Origin of the sequence: Paenibacillus sp. FSL P4-0081, assembly GCF_000758565.1 — a bacterium.
Lineage (GTDB): Bacteria > Bacillota > Bacilli > Paenibacillales > Paenibacillaceae > Paenibacillus_AQ > Paenibacillus_AQ phytohabitans.
Genome location: NZ_CP009280.1, coordinates 5,873,125 through 5,888,800 on the forward strand (window position 1 = coordinate 5,873,125; position 15,676 = coordinate 5,888,800).

Annotated in this window: 13 protein-coding genes; 5 read left to right on the forward strand and 8 right to left on the reverse strand. The window is 52.0% G+C overall.

Annotation, left to right across the window (positions count from 1 at the left end):
• Positions 1-665 precede the first annotated feature (665 nt).
• From P40081_RS25165 to P40081_RS25190, 6 genes are all read right to left on the reverse strand, one after another.
• On the reverse strand, positions 666-1,967 hold the full coding sequence (locus P40081_RS25165) for a DUF4432 family protein (protein ID WP_081970086.1): 1,302 nt from the start codon (positions 1,965-1,967) through the stop codon (positions 666-668).
• Complete coding sequence (gene pgmB / locus P40081_RS25170; protein ID WP_052421989.1) at positions 1,957-2,667, reverse strand: beta-phosphoglucomutase; 711 nt, start codon at positions 2,665-2,667, stop codon at positions 1,957-1,959. The genes P40081_RS25165 and pgmB overlap by 11 nt, the downstream gene beginning before the upstream one ends.
• Positions 2,645-4,903: a glycoside hydrolase family 65 protein gene (locus P40081_RS25175; RefSeq protein WP_197074265.1), complete on the reverse strand. Its 2,259-nt coding sequence runs from the start codon at positions 4,901-4,903 to the stop codon at positions 2,645-2,647. Before P40081_RS25175 ends, pgmB begins: the two co-directional genes overlap by 23 nt.
• A 52-nt stretch (positions 4,904-4,955) precedes the next feature.
• Positions 4,956-5,780: a carbohydrate ABC transporter permease gene (locus P40081_RS25180; RefSeq protein WP_039308352.1), complete on the reverse strand. Its 825-nt coding sequence runs from the start codon at positions 5,778-5,780 to the stop codon at positions 4,956-4,958.
• Positions 5,781-5,800: 20 nt separating this feature from the next.
• A complete protein-coding gene (locus P40081_RS25185) occupies positions 5,801-6,676 on the reverse strand; it encodes a carbohydrate ABC transporter permease (protein ID WP_042138964.1) in 876 nt (291 codons plus the stop codon).
• Positions 6,677-6,927: 251 nt separating this feature from the next.
• Positions 6,928-8,277: an ABC transporter substrate-binding protein gene (locus P40081_RS25190; protein WP_197072964.1), complete on the reverse strand. Its 1,350-nt coding sequence runs from the start codon at positions 8,275-8,277 to the stop codon at positions 6,928-6,930.
• Between the two features lie 315 nt (positions 8,278-8,592).
• On the opposite strand from P40081_RS25190, the gene P40081_RS25195 reads away from it, so the two are divergent.
• Complete coding sequence (locus P40081_RS25195) at positions 8,593-10,425, forward strand: cache domain-containing sensor histidine kinase (protein WP_081970087.1); 1,833 nt, start codon at positions 8,593-8,595, stop codon at positions 10,423-10,425.
• Positions 10,418-12,040 (forward strand): response regulator, encoded by a 1,623-nt coding sequence (locus P40081_RS25200; protein WP_042138965.1) that lies wholly within the window; start codon positions 10,418-10,420, stop codon positions 12,038-12,040. Before P40081_RS25195 ends, P40081_RS25200 begins: the two co-directional genes overlap by 8 nt.
• Before the next feature lie 25 nt (positions 12,041-12,065).
• On the opposite strand, the gene P40081_RS25205 is transcribed toward P40081_RS25200, so the two are convergent.
• Together P40081_RS25205 and P40081_RS38680 are read right to left on the reverse strand one after the other, a co-directional pair.
• The gene (locus P40081_RS25205; protein ID WP_042138966.1) at positions 12,066-12,995 is read right to left on the reverse strand and encodes a GNAT family N-acetyltransferase; all 930 of its coding nucleotides are present in this window, start codon (positions 12,993-12,995) and stop codon (positions 12,066-12,068) included.
• Complete coding sequence (locus P40081_RS38680; protein ID WP_156118686.1) at positions 12,949-13,104, reverse strand: hypothetical protein; 156 nt, start codon at positions 13,102-13,104, stop codon at positions 12,949-12,951. Before P40081_RS38680 ends, P40081_RS25205 begins: the two co-directional genes overlap by 47 nt.
• A gap of 294 nt (positions 13,105-13,398) precedes the next feature.
• Between P40081_RS38680 and P40081_RS25210 the strand changes: the two genes are divergently transcribed.
• Genes P40081_RS25210 through P40081_RS25220 form a run of 3 tightly spaced genes read left to right on the forward strand, consistent with a single transcriptional unit; the run spans position 13,399 to position 15,581 of the window.
• Positions 13,399-14,133 (forward strand): amino acid ABC transporter substrate-binding protein, encoded by a 735-nt coding sequence (locus tag P40081_RS25210; RefSeq protein WP_442950231.1) that lies wholly within the window; start codon positions 13,399-13,401, stop codon positions 14,131-14,133.
• Positions 14,134-14,162: 29 nt separating this feature from the next.
• Positions 14,163-14,822 carry an amino acid ABC transporter permease gene (locus P40081_RS25215; RefSeq protein ID WP_042138968.1) on the forward strand — a complete coding sequence of 220 codons (660 nt, stop codon included), beginning with the start codon at positions 14,163-14,165 and terminating at the stop codon, positions 14,820-14,822.
• A 15-nt stretch (positions 14,823-14,837) separates the two neighbouring features.
• Positions 14,838-15,581 carry an amino acid ABC transporter ATP-binding protein gene (locus P40081_RS25220; RefSeq protein ID WP_042138969.1) on the forward strand — a complete coding sequence of 248 codons (744 nt, stop codon included), beginning with the start codon at positions 14,838-14,840 and terminating at the stop codon, positions 15,579-15,581.
• The last annotated feature ends 95 nt before the right edge of the window (positions 15,582-15,676 follow it).

The window sequence follows — 15,676 nt, forward strand, 5'->3', positions numbered from 1 at the left end:
TTGTATTCGGTTTTTCGCATACATTCGGCCTATTTACCTTCGCGGTAGCACAGATTGTATTCGGTTTTTCGCATACATTCGGCCCGTTTACCTTCGCGGTAGCACATTGTGTTCGGTTTTTCGCATACATTCGCAATCGGCCCTGATACCTTCACAGTAGCACATTGTGTTCGGTTTTTCGCATACATTCGGCCCTGACACCTTCGCAGCAGCACATTGTGTTCGGTTTTTCGCATACAATCGGCCCGGTTACCTTCGCGGTAGCACATTGTGTTCGGTTTTTCGCATACATCTGCCCGTTTACCTTCGCGGTAGCACATTGTATTCGGTTTTTCGCATACATTCGGCCCTGACACCTTCGCAGCAGCACATTGTGTTCGGTTTTTCGCATACATTTGGTCTAGTTACCTTCACGGTAGCACATTGTATTCGGTTTTTCGCATACATTCGGCCCGGTTACCTTCGCGGTAGCACATTGTGTTCGGTTTTTCGCATACATTTGGCCTGCCATATCTCGCAGCAGCTGTCTAAGCAAGTAACCTTTGAGCAGAAGCCGAACCTGGCAGAAACCAAAAAAATAACCAGCCGCCCGAAATCTACCGGCGGCTGGTTATTTCTAGTTTCATTTGAAAGTGAACGGTGTCTGCGCTCCCGGCATACACCCATCACTTTGCTGCGCTACGGATCATGTGCGCAAGGGTTGTGATTTCCTTCGGATCACGCGAAGCCCCGATGATGATCCAGCCGATGCTCTGGCCGCGGGGGCCGATATAGACCACTTCGCCGTCTATCGTTTTTTGCTCCAGTGAATTGGGTCTGGTCTTGCAAGGCTCTAGCGCATACATCCGGTCAGTGACCGCCCGCTTGGCGATTAGTGACCGGGGATAACATTGCAGGGAACGAATGACATAGGCAGCCGTATCCTGCCCGGCGTTCACCAGCATCTCGGCCGTGAGCTGCTCCCCGCCCCCGTCTGCGCAATAGTCCCGGACCTGCGGCAGATCCGCAAGCCCCTCTACCGGCTCAGGAACGTATTGATAACAGCGGATCGGGTCCAGCCTGGTTTCGGAATCGTAGACAGCTAACGGGTCCACCTCAGGCGGGGCAGAGTCACGGAGCAGCATTTTTGCGGTGGAGACCGGCAGAATATAACTTCCGCCTCCCGACATATAAGCTCCTGCCAGCTGAATATGGTACCCGTCATCCACTGGCTGCGCAACCTCCGTTAAATTCCGTACCGTGTCTTCCCGGAACAGGTTGGCTGCCCCGTAGCGGGTTACGATCCGGACTGTTTTGGCATACACAGGCAAGGGCCCGTATCCCCTTACCGGAACATTACCCTCCAGGCAGATCTGCTGCTCATCCCAGGTCAGCCGCACCGATTCCGGCAGCGCCGGGGAATAGGACCCCGTCCCGTGGACGGTTCTTACCTCATCCGGGGTACCGAATATTTCCGGCCCAATGGCAGCCACCGCTGCATAGAAGCCTGAATCCCAGCCCGAATGCTCATTGTCGGATAGATCTACATGATCCGGATGGAGCAGGTACCGCTCTTCACGCTCCCAGCTGATTTTCTCCGCATCCAGCCTAATTTCCCCAATGTCCATCCCCCGCTCCAGTATCACGGTAAATACAAGCCTGCCATTGGATATAGTCAAAAGGTGTAGGTGCGAGCCGAAGGAGTCTGTAACAAGCGTCAGGGTGACAAAGCCTCCTCCAGGCAGCACCTGGGGAGTGCCCGGCTGCAGCTGCTCCAGCGTCAATTCGCTTATACGCTGATTGCTATTTTGCTCATCACTGTTCGGCTCATTGCTTATTCGCTGATAGTTCTTTTGCTCGTTGCTATTCGTCTCATCACTTATTCGTTTATTACTTACTCGCCCTTTGCTTATTAGCTCATCGCTTATTCGTTCATCGCTTACTCGCTCATTGCATATGCGCTCATCACTTTTCCACTCATTCCTCATTCGAACAATCCCCTTTTCCGCTGTCACCGTTCAAACCAATGTGGCTAAGCAGGAACACGGGGTCAAGCTGTTCAAAGCTGGCGATGGTAAGGTCGGCGCGGGCAAGCAGTGCCCCGTCACCGACACCAACAACCCGCATGCCCGCCCGGATCGCCCCTTCTACACCGGCGTCCGCATCCTCAAAGACAAAACAAGCGGCCGGGGCTACTCCAAGCAGCCTGGCTGCTTGCAGGAACACCTCCGGGTCCGGCTTCGCCCTGCCGATGGTGTTCCCGTCCGCCACTGCGTCGAACAGCGGTCTGATGTTCACTTTCTCCAGAATCAGCGGAGCATTTTTGCTCGCCGAGGCAATCGCTGTTCTGACTCCGCGTGAGCGCAACAGCCCAAGAAAGCCGCTTACACCGGGTAATACATCACCCGGAGTAAGCGTATCGAGCAGCTCCTTGTACCACTCATTTTTGCGGGAAGCCAGCTCCTCCTTACGTTCCGCCGTCAGATCTGTGATTCCGCCGGAGCGCAGCAGAAGTTCAAGCGATTCCATACGGCTGACGCCCTTCAGCTGCTCATTGCTGCTCTCGCTGAAATCGAAGCCGAGCTCACCGGCAAGTCGCTTCCAGGCCTGATAGTGAAATTTCGCGGTATCGACAATGACACCGTCCAGGTCAAAGATAGCTGCCTCAAAGGGTTGTGCCCGCAACATAGCCCCTCCCTTCCAGCTTGTGCACTTCATGAGCATCCGGATGAATCGTGATCCGGTAGCGCTCCCCCTGCCAGGCAAGCTGGAAGCTAAGCTCCGTCCAGCCCTCAGGCAGCCGCGGCGCAAGCTCAATGTCCTTGCTCCACATCGCACTCTTCAGACCGGCTAACCCGTAGACGATCAGCTGCCACAAGCCGCCGCAATTGGCGATATGAATCCCCTCGGCAGCACCCTTCTTCTCCAGCGAAAGGTCGATAGCCATCACCCGCTTCAGGAAATTCGCCGCCGCTTCCGGCTGATTCAGCCAGGAGGCCACAATGCCGTGAACCGCCACGGACAAGGAGGAATCATGGGTAGTGATCGGCTCATAATAATCATAGGAGGCCTTCAGCTGCTCCTTGGAGAATTCCTGCGGGAACAGCAGCATGAGTTCCAGCACATCCGCCTGCTTAAGCGCCTTGGAGCGGTAATTGCGCTCCTGGGAGATGAAGTGGCCGAAGGGTCTGGATCTGTCAGTCCAGATCCTGGCAAAATCCACATCCGCATAAGAAGCAAAATCGTCAGACTGCGGAACAATTTCCGTCCCGCTGTCATAGGGCAGCCGCAGCTTCTCCGCCGTGTGCCGGAACAGCTCCTGTTCCTCCGGGCGAATACCCAGCCGCTCTACAGCAGCTGCATAGCTGTCCGGTTTGCTGCCTTGCAGGCTGTCCAGACAGGTTACGGTCTGCTCCAGACTGAATTTGACCATGCGGTTGGTGAAGGCATTGTTACGGGTAAAGGGCAGATATTCGTCCGGTCCCATCACGCCGAGCAGCTCGCCCACTTCCTCCCGGTTCCAGTCTACCCGGTCACACCAGTACCGGGCCGTCTCCACCAGAATATCAATGCCGTAGTGCTCCAGGAAATCTTGATCGCCTGTTGCCCGCACATAATGGTAGAGAGCATACACTATATCCGCTGTTATATGAATTTCATGGTCGGCGTACTGCCAGTTGGCACATTGCTCATCCCCGCTTAACGAGGACTCCCAGGCATACCTTGCTCCCCGGTAGCCATAACTCTGCGCATTGCGTCTGGCTCCGTCCAGTGTATTGTAGCGGAACAGAAGCAGATTGCGGGCCGCCTGCGGGTTGGTGTGCAGGTAAAAGGGCAGCAGGTTGATCTCCGTGTCCCAGAAATACCGTCCGAAATAGGCCTCGCCGGCATACCCCTTGGCACAAATCGCCACCCGGGCATCCTCCGGTGCATTGGCACGAAGCAGATGATAGAGTGAAGCGCGGACATTTAATTGCGCCAGATCATCTCCCTTGATGAGGATATCGGCCCCCTGCCACTTGCTCTTCCAGCAAGCTGCATGCCGTTCATATAGCTGGTCCCAGCCTATCTCACGTGCACGGCTAAGCTGCGCAAGCGCTCTGCTGCCTGCTTCGCCTTCCTCCATATCCCGGTCCGTGGTCACCGCCGTCAGCTTGCTGACAGTCAGCCGGTCCCCGGTCTGCACAGCGAATTCACCCCGGAGCGCAGCCGTAACCTGGCTATTCTCCTCCTGCCAGATCACCGCTTCAGAGGCTTCCAGCGCAGAGTGCATGAAGATCCGGTTCCCCTGTTCCGTCAGCGTTTCAAGCGACAGGCTGCCCCCAACTTCCGCCGTGGGAACTACACTATCAAAATGATTCATCCCATTGGTGCGTACATCTCCCCGGAGAGAAGCAGCAGCCTCCAGCCTGCCTTCGCCTGCCAGCACCTCAACCTGTATGCGCTGGATACACAGATGGGTATCCGCCATACTGATGTAGCGCTCGAAGGTGCACTGTAGCTGCATGCCCTCTGCTGTCTCCCAGATCAATGTACGATGAAGGCTTCCATCGCGCAGATCCAGCCAGCGTCTGTAGCCGCTGATCCGGGAGCGGTCCATATCCAGGCTCTCGCCTGCAGAGCGCAATTCAAGCCCCAGCATATAAGGAAGATTAACAATCTCCTCCTTCAGCAGCGGATGCCGGGCGACAATGCCCGGGATGAATGTCCCCTGCTTGGACTTCGGATGCCGCGGCTTCTCCAGCGTGACGTTATCCGGAAAACGCAGATATTCCTCATCCTGAGGGGCATCGCTGCATCCCTCTTCAAAGCTTCCACGGGCATGCATATAGCCGTTCCCCTGGGTAAACAGCCCCTCATAATGCTTATGCAGTCCGGCCTCATACCCGTTTTCTTTCAGGCACCACAGGTGTTCCTCATTCATCTGCAACCCCTCAATTCTCCGGTATCTTTCCATGGCGTTCCCGTCAACTCCGTCATCCCTTGACCGCTCCCGCAGCAAGTCCGGATACTACCTGCTCCTGCAGCAGGATATAGACTACAATACTCGGAATGATGACGACCATCGTAGCGGCAAACATGACGCCGTAATCACTGGCAAACTGGCTTTTGAAATAATAGAGCGCCAGCGGCAGGGTCCGGCTCTGATTGCCTGTCGTCAGAATGATCGCGAATTGAAATTCATTCCAGCAGAGCAGGAACTGCATGACTCCCGCCGTGCCGAAGCCCGGCTTCGAGATCGGCAGTATAATCCGGAAGAAGGTCTGAATGAAGCTGGCACCATCCAGGTAAGCTGATTCCTCCATCTCCTTGGGTATCGTCAGGAAGTAGCTGGATAGAATGTAGAGCGAGACCGGCAACCCAAAGCCGGTATAGACAATAATAAGTCCGATCAGCTTGTCATATAGCCCGAGCGCGTTAACTGTTAAGTACAGCGGCTGCAGCATCGCAGCGCCGGGAATCAGCAGCGAGAGGGAGAAGGCTCCCATCAGCAGCTTTTTACCGCGGAATTGAAAGCGCGCCAGTACATAAGCTGCCATTCCGAGCAGAAGCAGATTGAGCAGTGTTCCAAAAATCCCTACAATTACACTGTTGATGTAGAACCGGGAAATCGGCGCGATCTGGAAGGCCTTCGTGTAATTGGAGAAGCGGAAGCTGCTTGGCCAGCCGAGGGAATTGCTCAGAATCTCGGCATTCGTCTTAAACGATGCCAGCAGCACCCACAGGAACGGACCCAGCGACAACAGGACAATCAGGATTACAAATCCATACTTAAGTACACCCAAACTTTTTTTCAACATTCTCACCCCATCCGCTCCATTCAGTTTTGGGAGCTGCCTATTCTGAACAGATTTCGGCATAGCAGGACAAAGATCAAGCCAAAGCCGATTAGGAAAACGCCCACTGAGTTGGAATAACCGAAGTTATTGTCCATGAGAGCGGTTTTGTAAATGTAAATGGGTAAATTCATCGTTTGATTGCCGGGTCCGCCGCCTGTTGTCATTAGAATAATATCCATCTTCTGCAGCATGCTTGTTCCCGACAGAATCACGCAGGTCCCGATAATGTTGCGCAGCATAGGAATGATGATGTACAGGTTGATCTTGAAATTGCTGGCCCCGTCGATACGTGCCGATTCGAACAGACTTTCCGGAATGGCCGCAATCTCGGCCAGAATGAGAATCGTGACGACTGCCGCATACGGCAGCCAGGTCATCGTAACGGATAGAAAAGCCGTGGCATAATCCATGAACCAGTTCTGGGAGTAATCCGCATTGCCGAATAAACGGACGATACTGTTCACCGCACCGAATTCAGGATTGAGCATGCACAGGAACAGCATACCTACGGCTGCACCCGAGATAATATTAGGAAACATGTACACCGTGCGGGCAAACTTCCAGTAGAATTCCTTCATACTGAGAATAACCGCGAACAGGGTGCCGATGGCCACGTGGACCGTAGATTGCAGCACGACCCAGATCCCCGTATTCAGTGCGCTTTGGCGAAAATCGGCATCGTCCGTGAACAGCCTGATATAGTTAGCGAGACCGATGAACACCGGGCTGCGTCCTGCCGACCATTCCGTAAAGGATGTGCCGAACAGAATGACAAGTGAGACGGCATAGACAATAATAAACAATGCTACAGTCGGCAACAGGAAAAGCGTGATATACCCTCTATTTTTCCTAACCATCCATATGGTCCTCCCCAATCCTCGTCATGCAATATAAGCTAAATTTAAGATGGTAACTTAAAGTTCAGTCGTCACTGCGGTGAATATTTGGACTTCCGGCCGCTGTTGTCCCCAGATTTCTTGATTCTATTACCGCTGCTAGCGGTAGAAATCCGGTGACAAAGGCGATCGCTATCGCTCCTACAGTTCCAAAATCCCCCTCCGGTCCTCTCACTTTTTGTTATTTTCTTTTATTCAGCTTATATTGCTCTTTATTTATTCTTAGCGGCAATTTCCGTCAGTTCCTTGGCAATCTCTTCAGCCGTTGCCCGGCCCGCTGCCAGCTTCGGATACAGGTTCTTCCAGGCATCTGTTACGTTCGGATAGACGATGGAGTCCAGGGTCCGGTAATGCAGCTGTGACTTTTGAGCGACTGTGATCGATTCGACCATGATCGGATATTTCTCTTTCAGTGCATCTGATGGCTGAACTTCACTCGATACCGGCATAACATTGCCGTATTCAAGAGCGAGGGTCTGTCCTTCAAGCCCTGTTTTGAATTTGATGAATTTCTCAGCAGCATCGCGGGTTTCCGGCGTTTTGGCTCCGATCATATAGCCAACCTCATAAGTGGAAATCAGGCTGTTATTCGGATACGCTGCCACACCCACTTTTGCATCGAAACCTTCACTGGATTTGGTCGGATCGCTGAAGTCTCCGATCATCCAGGGACCATTAGCAATCATCGCTGCCTTGCCCTGGCTGAACGCGTTCGCTGCATTGGCATATCCCGCTCCAAGCGCATCCTTCGTTGTATACTTCTCCAGCAACTCCTTCATCATATTAAGCGCCTGAATCATTTCGGGCGTATTGAAGTCGGTAGGGTGCAGGGTGTTCATGAACGTCTTGCCGTTCTCCCCGTTCGTACCGATCATCGCGGCAAGAATCAGGTTGGATGTCCAGGCATTCTCCCCGGTCATCAGTGCGAGGGGAACGAAGCCTGCAGCCTTCAGCTTCTCGTTGTTGCTCATGAATTCATCCCAAGTCTCCGCCGGCTTAATGCCTGCCTTCTCAAACATTTCTTTATTGTAAAAGTAGCCGATATTCTGCTTCTGATCGCTGATCGACCAGATCTTCCCGTCCCGGGTATTGGAAGCAAGTGCATCTTCTCCGATAGCTGCCTTCCATTCCGCATCCTTGTCTAAATAATCATTGAAAGGGGTTGCAAGATTCCCTTTGATCAGGACATCATTAATTCCGTCCTTGCCCATTACGACATCCGGCACATCCCCGGAGGCTGCCAGAATCTTAATCTTATCCACGTATGCGGCATCACTTGGAATCTCTTCAACCACAACCTCTACTTCATTGCCATATTTGGCATTGAACTGCTTGATCTGCTCTTCCTCCATCTTGGCTGATGCATGCGTGCCGACCCGGAACGTAAGATAAGAAATTTTGACCGGCGCTTTAGCCGCAGGCGCTGCTGCATTTCCTGAGCCTGCCGTTGCGGCCGCTCCATTATTCTCTGCTGAATTCCCTGATCCGCATGCCGTAATGGACATGGTCAGCATCAGCATGCCTGCTAAGGTACAGCCCGCTTTGTACAAAGACTTTTGCACAATAAATCCCCCTTTAGAATGATGGCTTAAGCCAGGGTATCACCCTGCAGCCAATTACAGTTGTTTACAGCTCTCATTGTAGAACATAGAAAAAAAGTTATGAATTCGTTTTTCCGCATGATCTTTTATAATATCTTGAGCAAATGTGATTTGGCAGCGGGGCGGGTGTAAGGGTTTTCAGATTTCTTTAACTCTGTATCGTTTTCTTTACCATCTGGCCGGAAACGGCCCGATTTCACCCGGCTCTGCTATTCGCTGCCAAGAAATGAATATATAATGGCTGTACTACAGACTCATCAGCAAGGAGCAACCAACATGTCCAATCAGCATATCCTGAAGCGGATCAGCCTTCGTCCCCTACTCGGACGTTTCTCCCTAATTCCGGTACGAAATAAAATGGTCATTATTATCTTCCTGCTAATTCTGCTTCCGATGACGTTCGCCGGCTGCTACTTCTATTGGAGCATCTCCCAGATTCTAACGAGGAATGCCAATGATAATCTGTCCCTGCTGATCCGCCAGACCAACGACAATATCGAGAAGTCCTTTCAAATTATCGATAATACCTCCCTGCATTTCCTCTCTACTAAAATGTTAAGAAACTGGTTAATCGACGATATGTCGCTGAGTGATGACTTCTACAAGAAATTCGTCAATAAAAGCGAAATGGAAGAAGATTTGAAGTACAGCCTTATGTTCAACAATGCTTGGAATATCAGCCTGCTGTCAACGGCCTATGTATTTTTTGATAACGACAACTATGTATCCGTTCTGAAGTCCCCGCCTAACATTGAGCAGATTAACCGGAACAATCTCGCAGTCTATCAGTCGGTTAACGGGAGAATGGTCCGCGGCAAAGAAATCCTGACGCCAAGTCCCGGCGATCCCACGCTCTATTTCACCCGGGTGATGTCCAATATTAATCTTCCCGAGCAGCGCCTGGTGCTGATCTTCGGCACGAATGAAGCTGATTTAGCAGAGGAATATGCCGGACTGCTCGAATACCCGGGCGCCATAGCCTACATTATTGATAACCAGGGAGTCATCTATTCTAGTGCGGGTAAGCAGGAATTAGGTTCAACTGTTCCTCCCGATGTGCTCGCGCTGAGGGATCATACGGAAGTAAGTGAGGTCAAGCTTAATCAGGAGACTTATCTGGCCGCTTCCCGCAGCATCGGTACTACCGGGCTTACCTTCATTGCCGGCATTCCGAGGAAGCAGGTACTCGCCAAATTATCGGGAAGCATGCACAATTATATCTGGTTTATCGCACTGATTGCGTTCGTCTCGCTTGCAGCAGGTGTCCTGCTGTCGCTCCGCTTCACCCGGATTATCCGCGATCTGCTGCGGAGTATCCGTAAGGTCAAGAAAGGGGATTACAACACCAGAATGCCCGCTTTCAAGGATGCAGAGCTCAACCAGCTCAGCTCTACCTTCAACAACATGACTGACGAAATCAATTATCTGATCAAGGAAGTCTATGAGAAGCATCTGCTGGTCAAAGAGTCAGAGTTCAAATTTCTGCAGGCTCAGATGAATCCGCATTTTCTGTTCAATACGCTGATTACCATCGGTTATAAGGCAAAGCTGTCCAAAGATGAGACCGTTTACAAAATGGTAACATCCCTCACTGAGCTGCTGCAGGCAAGCATCTATTCCAACAGCCTGGCCAAAATCCCGATCCGGCAGGAGCTCGATTTCATCAGATTCTATCTGTATCTGCAGAAGGAAAGGTTCGAGGACAAAATGGAGTACACGATCCAGATCGAGGATGAGGCCATACTGGATCTGTTGCTGCCCAAGCTCAGTGTTGAACCGCTGGTCGAGAATGCTGTGGTGCACGGGGTGGAGCGGAAGCTCGGCAAAGGAAACATCAACATCCGCATTTACCGCAAGAATGATTCGGTGTATTTCGAGATTACGGATAATGGCAGCGGGTTTGAGCATGTGCCCAAGAATTGGGGTCATTTCGAGAGCGACACGATGCGCAAGCAGGGCCACAACAATATCGGCCTGATCAACACGCATAAACGGGTTAAGCTGCTCTACGGCGAGCCTTATGGCATTGAGGTCGAGAGCGAGCCTGGGACAGGCGCGAGAGTCACTCTACATATACCGGCAGATCAGGGGGAACTAACACATGTATAAGGTTATGATTGTAGACGATGAGCCTGTGATCAAAAAAGGGCTGCAGTGCTTCATCGATTGGAGTATTCTTGAGTGCGAGGTTGTTTGTGAGGCGTCGAACGGGCTGGAGGCGGTCGAGCTGCTGGGCTACTACGATGTCGATATCGTTGTCACGGATATCCGCATGCCGGGAATGGATGGCCTTGCCTTGTCGGATTATCTGCACCAGCACTTTCCGCAGACGAAGGTTATTATACTTACGGCCTTCGCGGACTTCTCTTATGCCCAAACGGCCATTCAATATGAAGTCGTCGATTTTGTAGTCAAGACCAATCCCACAGAGCAGATTCCCCGGGCGATTGAGAAAGCCACACTGCTGCTGGAAAAAGAACGGGAGCAGAAGCAGAAGGTCCGGCAGCTGGAGAGCAAAATCAACGATAATCTGTCCGAAATCAGCGAAAAATTCCTCCGGGAAGCCGTCTATGGCCTGATTAGCGATGAAGCCGGTCTGTACAGCCGCTCAAGCGAGCTGGGGCTGCAGCTGGAGGACTATTTCGCCATCTATATGGAGGTAAAAGATATACCCGGACCCCACGGCTCTGCCGGGAGCCCGGCGAATGACCATTACCGCTTCCTGGCCTCCATCCGCCACTTCCTTGCCCTGGCCTTCGGGGAGCATCCCTCTTATATTATGGCCATGGAGAAAAACACCCTGCTGGCGCTTGTCTCCATGACCGGCGGCAATACCGCGGTCTCCACCCAGGCCCTGCTCACGATCAGCAATGAAATCCTCGCCATGGCGGAGAACTTCAGGCAATACCATGTCAATATCGGCATCAGCCTGCGGCACCGGGATATATCAACGCTGTCAACGGCCTATCTTGAAGCGAGAGAGGCGCTGCAGGGCAGCTTTTATAATGATAATTATGTGGCTGTATATATCCCTCATGCGAACCAGGCCCTTACGCCTGCAGCCCCTCCCCATCATGCCGCCGAGCAGATTGCCGGACATCTGCAGCAGGGAGACAGCGAGTCGGCCATCCGTCAGCTGGACCAGCTGCTGGAGAACTACAGAAGCATTAAAGAGCCGATTGAGAATGTGAAGGTAGCCTGTCTGCTGATCAGCTCCTATTGCTTCCGCTTGCTGAGCACAAGCCAGCCCTTCGCACCGGAGATGGAGGAGAGCCAATCCGCCGTGTATAAGCAGATTCAGGAGAGCAAAAGCATCCAGCTGCTGGCAGATATTCTGGGGCGCCTGATTCTAAGCTGCTCAAGGGCTGTGGCGCGGAGTGACAGACAGCCTAATTACATCGTAATTGAATGCCAGAAATATATACGAGAGCACTACAATCAGAACCTGAGCCTGCAGATTATTGCCGACCATATCCATATCAACAGCAGCTACCTCAGCCGCCTGTACAAGAAGGTCACCGGTGAGTCCATCATCGATGTGATCAACAAATACCGGATTGACATGGCCAAGAAGCTGCTCCGGAACCCGGCAAGTAAAGTATTCGAAGTCGCGGAAGCCGTCGGCATTGAGACTCCCGCCTATTTCACTCATGTGTTCTCCAAATACACAGGGATGAGCCCCAAGGAATATAAGCTGAATTATTCACAGACCGAACTGGGATAACCGGAAGATTACACCAGACTGTTGATCATATTGTCCACTCCGGAGCCTTGAAGGCCGAACATAATCCTTCGCTCCGGTAGTACGCAATGGCTCCGTTCAATTCCTCCAGATCGCATTCAATCTCTGCCTTAGTCATTTCCTGCACGATTTTTTGTGCCTTCTCCACGGCATTTGCCTTGACGTAACAGTGCAGGCATTCCAGATACAGCCGGGGCTCTTTCTGTGAAGCCTGCTGCAGATAAGCCCCCCACTCATACCAGCCGTCATCATTAAGATCCGCAAAATTCTCAATTGGAGCATAGGAGGTGAAAGAGGGATAGGTATCCGCCAGCATGAAGCCTACCCGTTCCGCTACGGCCCGGGAGCCGCGGTTGGTGGATACACACAGCCACTCTACACTGCCATATCCTTTGTCCCAGCATTGCTGGACAACTGCCGAAACGACCTGCTTGGCCAGGCCCATTTTGCGGTAGCTGCGGGCTGTTTGAATGCCAATAGCCACTTGGCCTCCGTTATAGCAGTCGCTTAACGACCAGCTGACAATCTTGTCCAGATGACGGATATAGCAGCCGCAGCCGGCAATAGCGAAATGTTCATCGCTCCCCCACTCCGCAGCCCACTTGTAAATTTTATCAGCATTCTTATAGCTCTTCTTCCGCAGCTCCGGCAAATCTATCTTCTCCGGCACATACCCCTCAGGCAGCGATAGTTCGATTGGCGTGAACGTCTCACGGGTTACAATGTACCGGTGTCTTGTATACTCCCGTATGTATTTGTTGGGATGAACCTCTGGTATCTTCAATCTCCACTCTTCATTATCCGGTGTGACCTGTTCCCAGAACCCCAGTGATTCTGTGAGCGCCTGGTTAAAGGCATCGTTATCTGCACGTCCAGCCAGCAAAGTAGTCTCACTGGACTCGATCATCAGGACTTGCGGATGTTCTGCCGAATCCACATGAACCTTGCCCCATCAGCCCTTCCAGAACCGTGAACACTGACAGCTCATTGTGACTGGTTACCAGTTCCTTTGCCTTGCCGTATTGCTCATTCTTCAATTCTATCACTTATGACATTCCTCCTTATTTCAGGCCACCTGTGTACCTGTTACAGGAATCGTATCAGATTACGAATTGAGATAAAATGGAAAAAATAAATAAAGTAAGAGTCTGCTGAGCGGCATGCTTTGATTTATTTTCGACACAATTGTGTTCCCCTACTCTATCGACAGTAACTCACATGATATGTTATTATGATAAACTGATAACGTATTAACGAACTAAAGCACAGGCTGCTGCGTGTAATCTACTAGGGGGAATAGAGAGATGAAGAGACAAGGGATATTGGGTTTATTGGTAATTATGGCGATTGCTATAATAGCCGGCTGCTCCAGTTCTGGAGGCAATGACGGTAAGCTGGTGATCGGTATAGATGATAAGTTTGCCCCGATGGGCTTCCGGGATGATAACAATGAAATTGTCGGGTTCGATATTGACTATGCGAAAGCGGCTGCTGAGAAAATGGGCAAAGAGGTTACCTTCCTGCCGATTGACTGGTCTGCCAAGGAATCTGAGCTGAATAGCGGACGCATTGATATGATCTGGAACGGCTACACCATCACGGACGAGCGCAAGGATAAAGTGTTATTCACCAAACCTTATCTGGAGAATAGCCAGGTTGTAGTCGTGCTTGCGGATTCAGCGCTGTCTACGCTTAAGGATCTGGCCGGCAAAGAGGTCGGACTGCAAAGCCTCTCCTCTGCTGCCGATGCCCTGGATGCTAATCCGATTAAGGCGGAGCTTAAAGGTGTCTCCGAATTCACCGATAATGTGCTTGCCCTGACAGACCTGAAGTCGGGACGTCTGGATGGAGTAGTCATTGATGAAGTGGTGGCCAGATACTACATATCCAAGGAGCCGGAGACTTACAAGCTGATGGATGAATCGCTGGCCCCAGAGCAATATGGTATCGGGATTAAGAAGGGCAATGAGGACCTGCTGACGGAGCTGCAGAAGGCATTGGATGCGCTGAGCAGTGACGGAACGGCGGCCGAGATTTCCACGGAATGGTTCGGAGAGAACAAAGTACTTAACTAGATGGTTTCCTTTAGGAGTCGGGTGAAGACATGAATATTGACTATATTATTAAAATTTCCGGACCGATGCTGGAGGGGGCACGGACAACGGTATTGCTGTTCCTGATCGTGATCGTATTGTCCATTCCGCTCGGGATGGTGGTCACACTAATGGCCAAAAGTTCCGTCAAGCCGCTGGCCTGGATCGCACATACTTATATTTATGTGATGCGCGGCACTCCGCTGCTCTTGCAGCTGTTGTTCTTCTGCTTCGGCCTGCCGCAGATCCCCGTGATTGGGCAATATCTGGTCATGGACCGTTTCGTTGCGGCCAGCCTTGGATTTATTCTGAATTATGGTGCCTATTTCGCTGAGATCTTCCGCGGGGGAATGCTCTCGATTGATAAAGGCCAGCATGAGGCGGCCAAGGTACTCGGGCTTAGCAAATGGCAGACCCTGCGCAAGGTGATACTGGCCCAAATGTTCCGGGTGGCGCTGCCTGCGGTAGCCAATGAATCCATTACCCTGGTTAAAGATACTGCCTTGCTGTATGCCGTAGCGGTACCTGAGCTGCTCAATTTCGCCAAAACGGCGGTAAACCGTGATTTCACGGTCACCCCTTTTGTCGTAGCGGGCGTAATTTATTTGCTGATGACACTGGTGCTTACGCTATTCTTCAAGACACTGGAGAAACGTTTCAAATTTGAGTAGAAGGGCTGTTTCGCTATGAGTAGTATGATTGAAGTATCGCAATTGCAGAAATCCTTCGGCAGCCTCGATGTGCTGAAACAGATTACCTTTGACGTTAACCCCGGGGAAGTCGTTGCGGTGATTGGACCTTCCGGTTCCGGCAAAAGCACCATGCTGCGCAGTCTTGTGCATCTGGAAGAGGTTACCGGCGGAAGTATCCTGATCTGCGGCCGGGCGCTCGTGGACAAAGGCAAATATGCCAGCGGTGCGGAGATTAGGGAAATCACCTCAACCATGGGCATGGTGTTCCAGCACTTTAATCTGTTTCCGCATCTCACCGTAAGGGGTAACCTGGAGCTTGCCCCGAGAACGCTGAAGCGGGAAAGTGTTCAGGATATTACGGCCAAAAGCGAGGCGCTGCTCTCCAAAGTAGGTCTTGCCGATAAAGCAGACGTGTATCCCTCCATGCTGTCCGGCGGGCAGAAACAGCGGGTCGCAATCGCCAGAGCGATGATGCTCAGTCCGGACATTCTCCTGTTCGACGAGCCGACCTCGGCGCTCGATCCCGAGCTCACCGGCGAGGTACTGCGGGTCATCCGCCAGCTTGCCGAGGAGCATATGACGATGATTATCGTCACGCATGAGATGAATTTTGCCCGCGATGTGGCCGACCGCGTCTTCTTCATGGATAACGGCGAAATCGCCGAGTCCGGCACACCGGAGGAGATCTTCGGCCACCCGCAGCTGGAGCGGACCCGGTCATTCCTGAACCGGGAATAACGGGAGTAAACAGATCGGATTCTAATAAGGGACAGTCCCATTAGCCATACAATGGCCACTTGGGACTGTCCCTTTTCTCTTTTCTCTTTTTCGTT

Bases quoted from the DNA above. Each gene is read 5' to 3' on its own strand.
- P40081_RS25185 (WP_042138964.1), bottom strand. From the start codon at position 6,676: ATGGTTAGGAAAAATAGAGGGTATATCACGCTTTTCCTGTTGCCGACT.
- P40081_RS25200 (WP_042138965.1), top strand. From the start codon at position 10,418: ATGTATAAGGTTATGATTGTAGACGATGAGCCTGTGATCAAAAAAGGG.
- P40081_RS25165 (WP_081970086.1), bottom strand. From the start codon at position 1,967: ATGAGGAATGAGTGGAAAAGTGATGAGCGCATATGCAATGAGCGAGTA.
- P40081_RS25220 (WP_042138969.1), top strand. From the start codon at position 14,838: ATGAGTAGTATGATTGAAGTATCGCAATTGCAGAAATCCTTCGGCAGC.
- P40081_RS25195 (WP_081970087.1), top strand. From the start codon at position 8,593: ATGTCCAATCAGCATATCCTGAAGCGGATCAGCCTTCGTCCCCTACTC.
- pgmB (WP_052421989.1), bottom strand. From the start codon at position 2,667: ATGTTGCGGGCACAACCCTTTGAGGCAGCTATCTTTGACCTGGACGGT.
- P40081_RS25210 (WP_442950231.1), top strand. From the start codon at position 13,399: ATGGCGATTGCTATAATAGCCGGCTGCTCCAGTTCTGGAGGCAATGAC.
- P40081_RS25180 (WP_039308352.1), bottom strand. From the start codon at position 5,780: ATGTTGAAAAAAAGTTTGGGTGTACTTAAGTATGGATTTGTAATCCTG.
- P40081_RS25175 (WP_197074265.1), bottom strand. From the start codon at position 4,903: ATGAATGAGGAACACCTGTGGTGCCTGAAAGAAAACGGGTATGAGGCC.
- P40081_RS25215 (WP_042138968.1), top strand. From the start codon at position 14,163: ATGAATATTGACTATATTATTAAAATTTCCGGACCGATGCTGGAGGGG.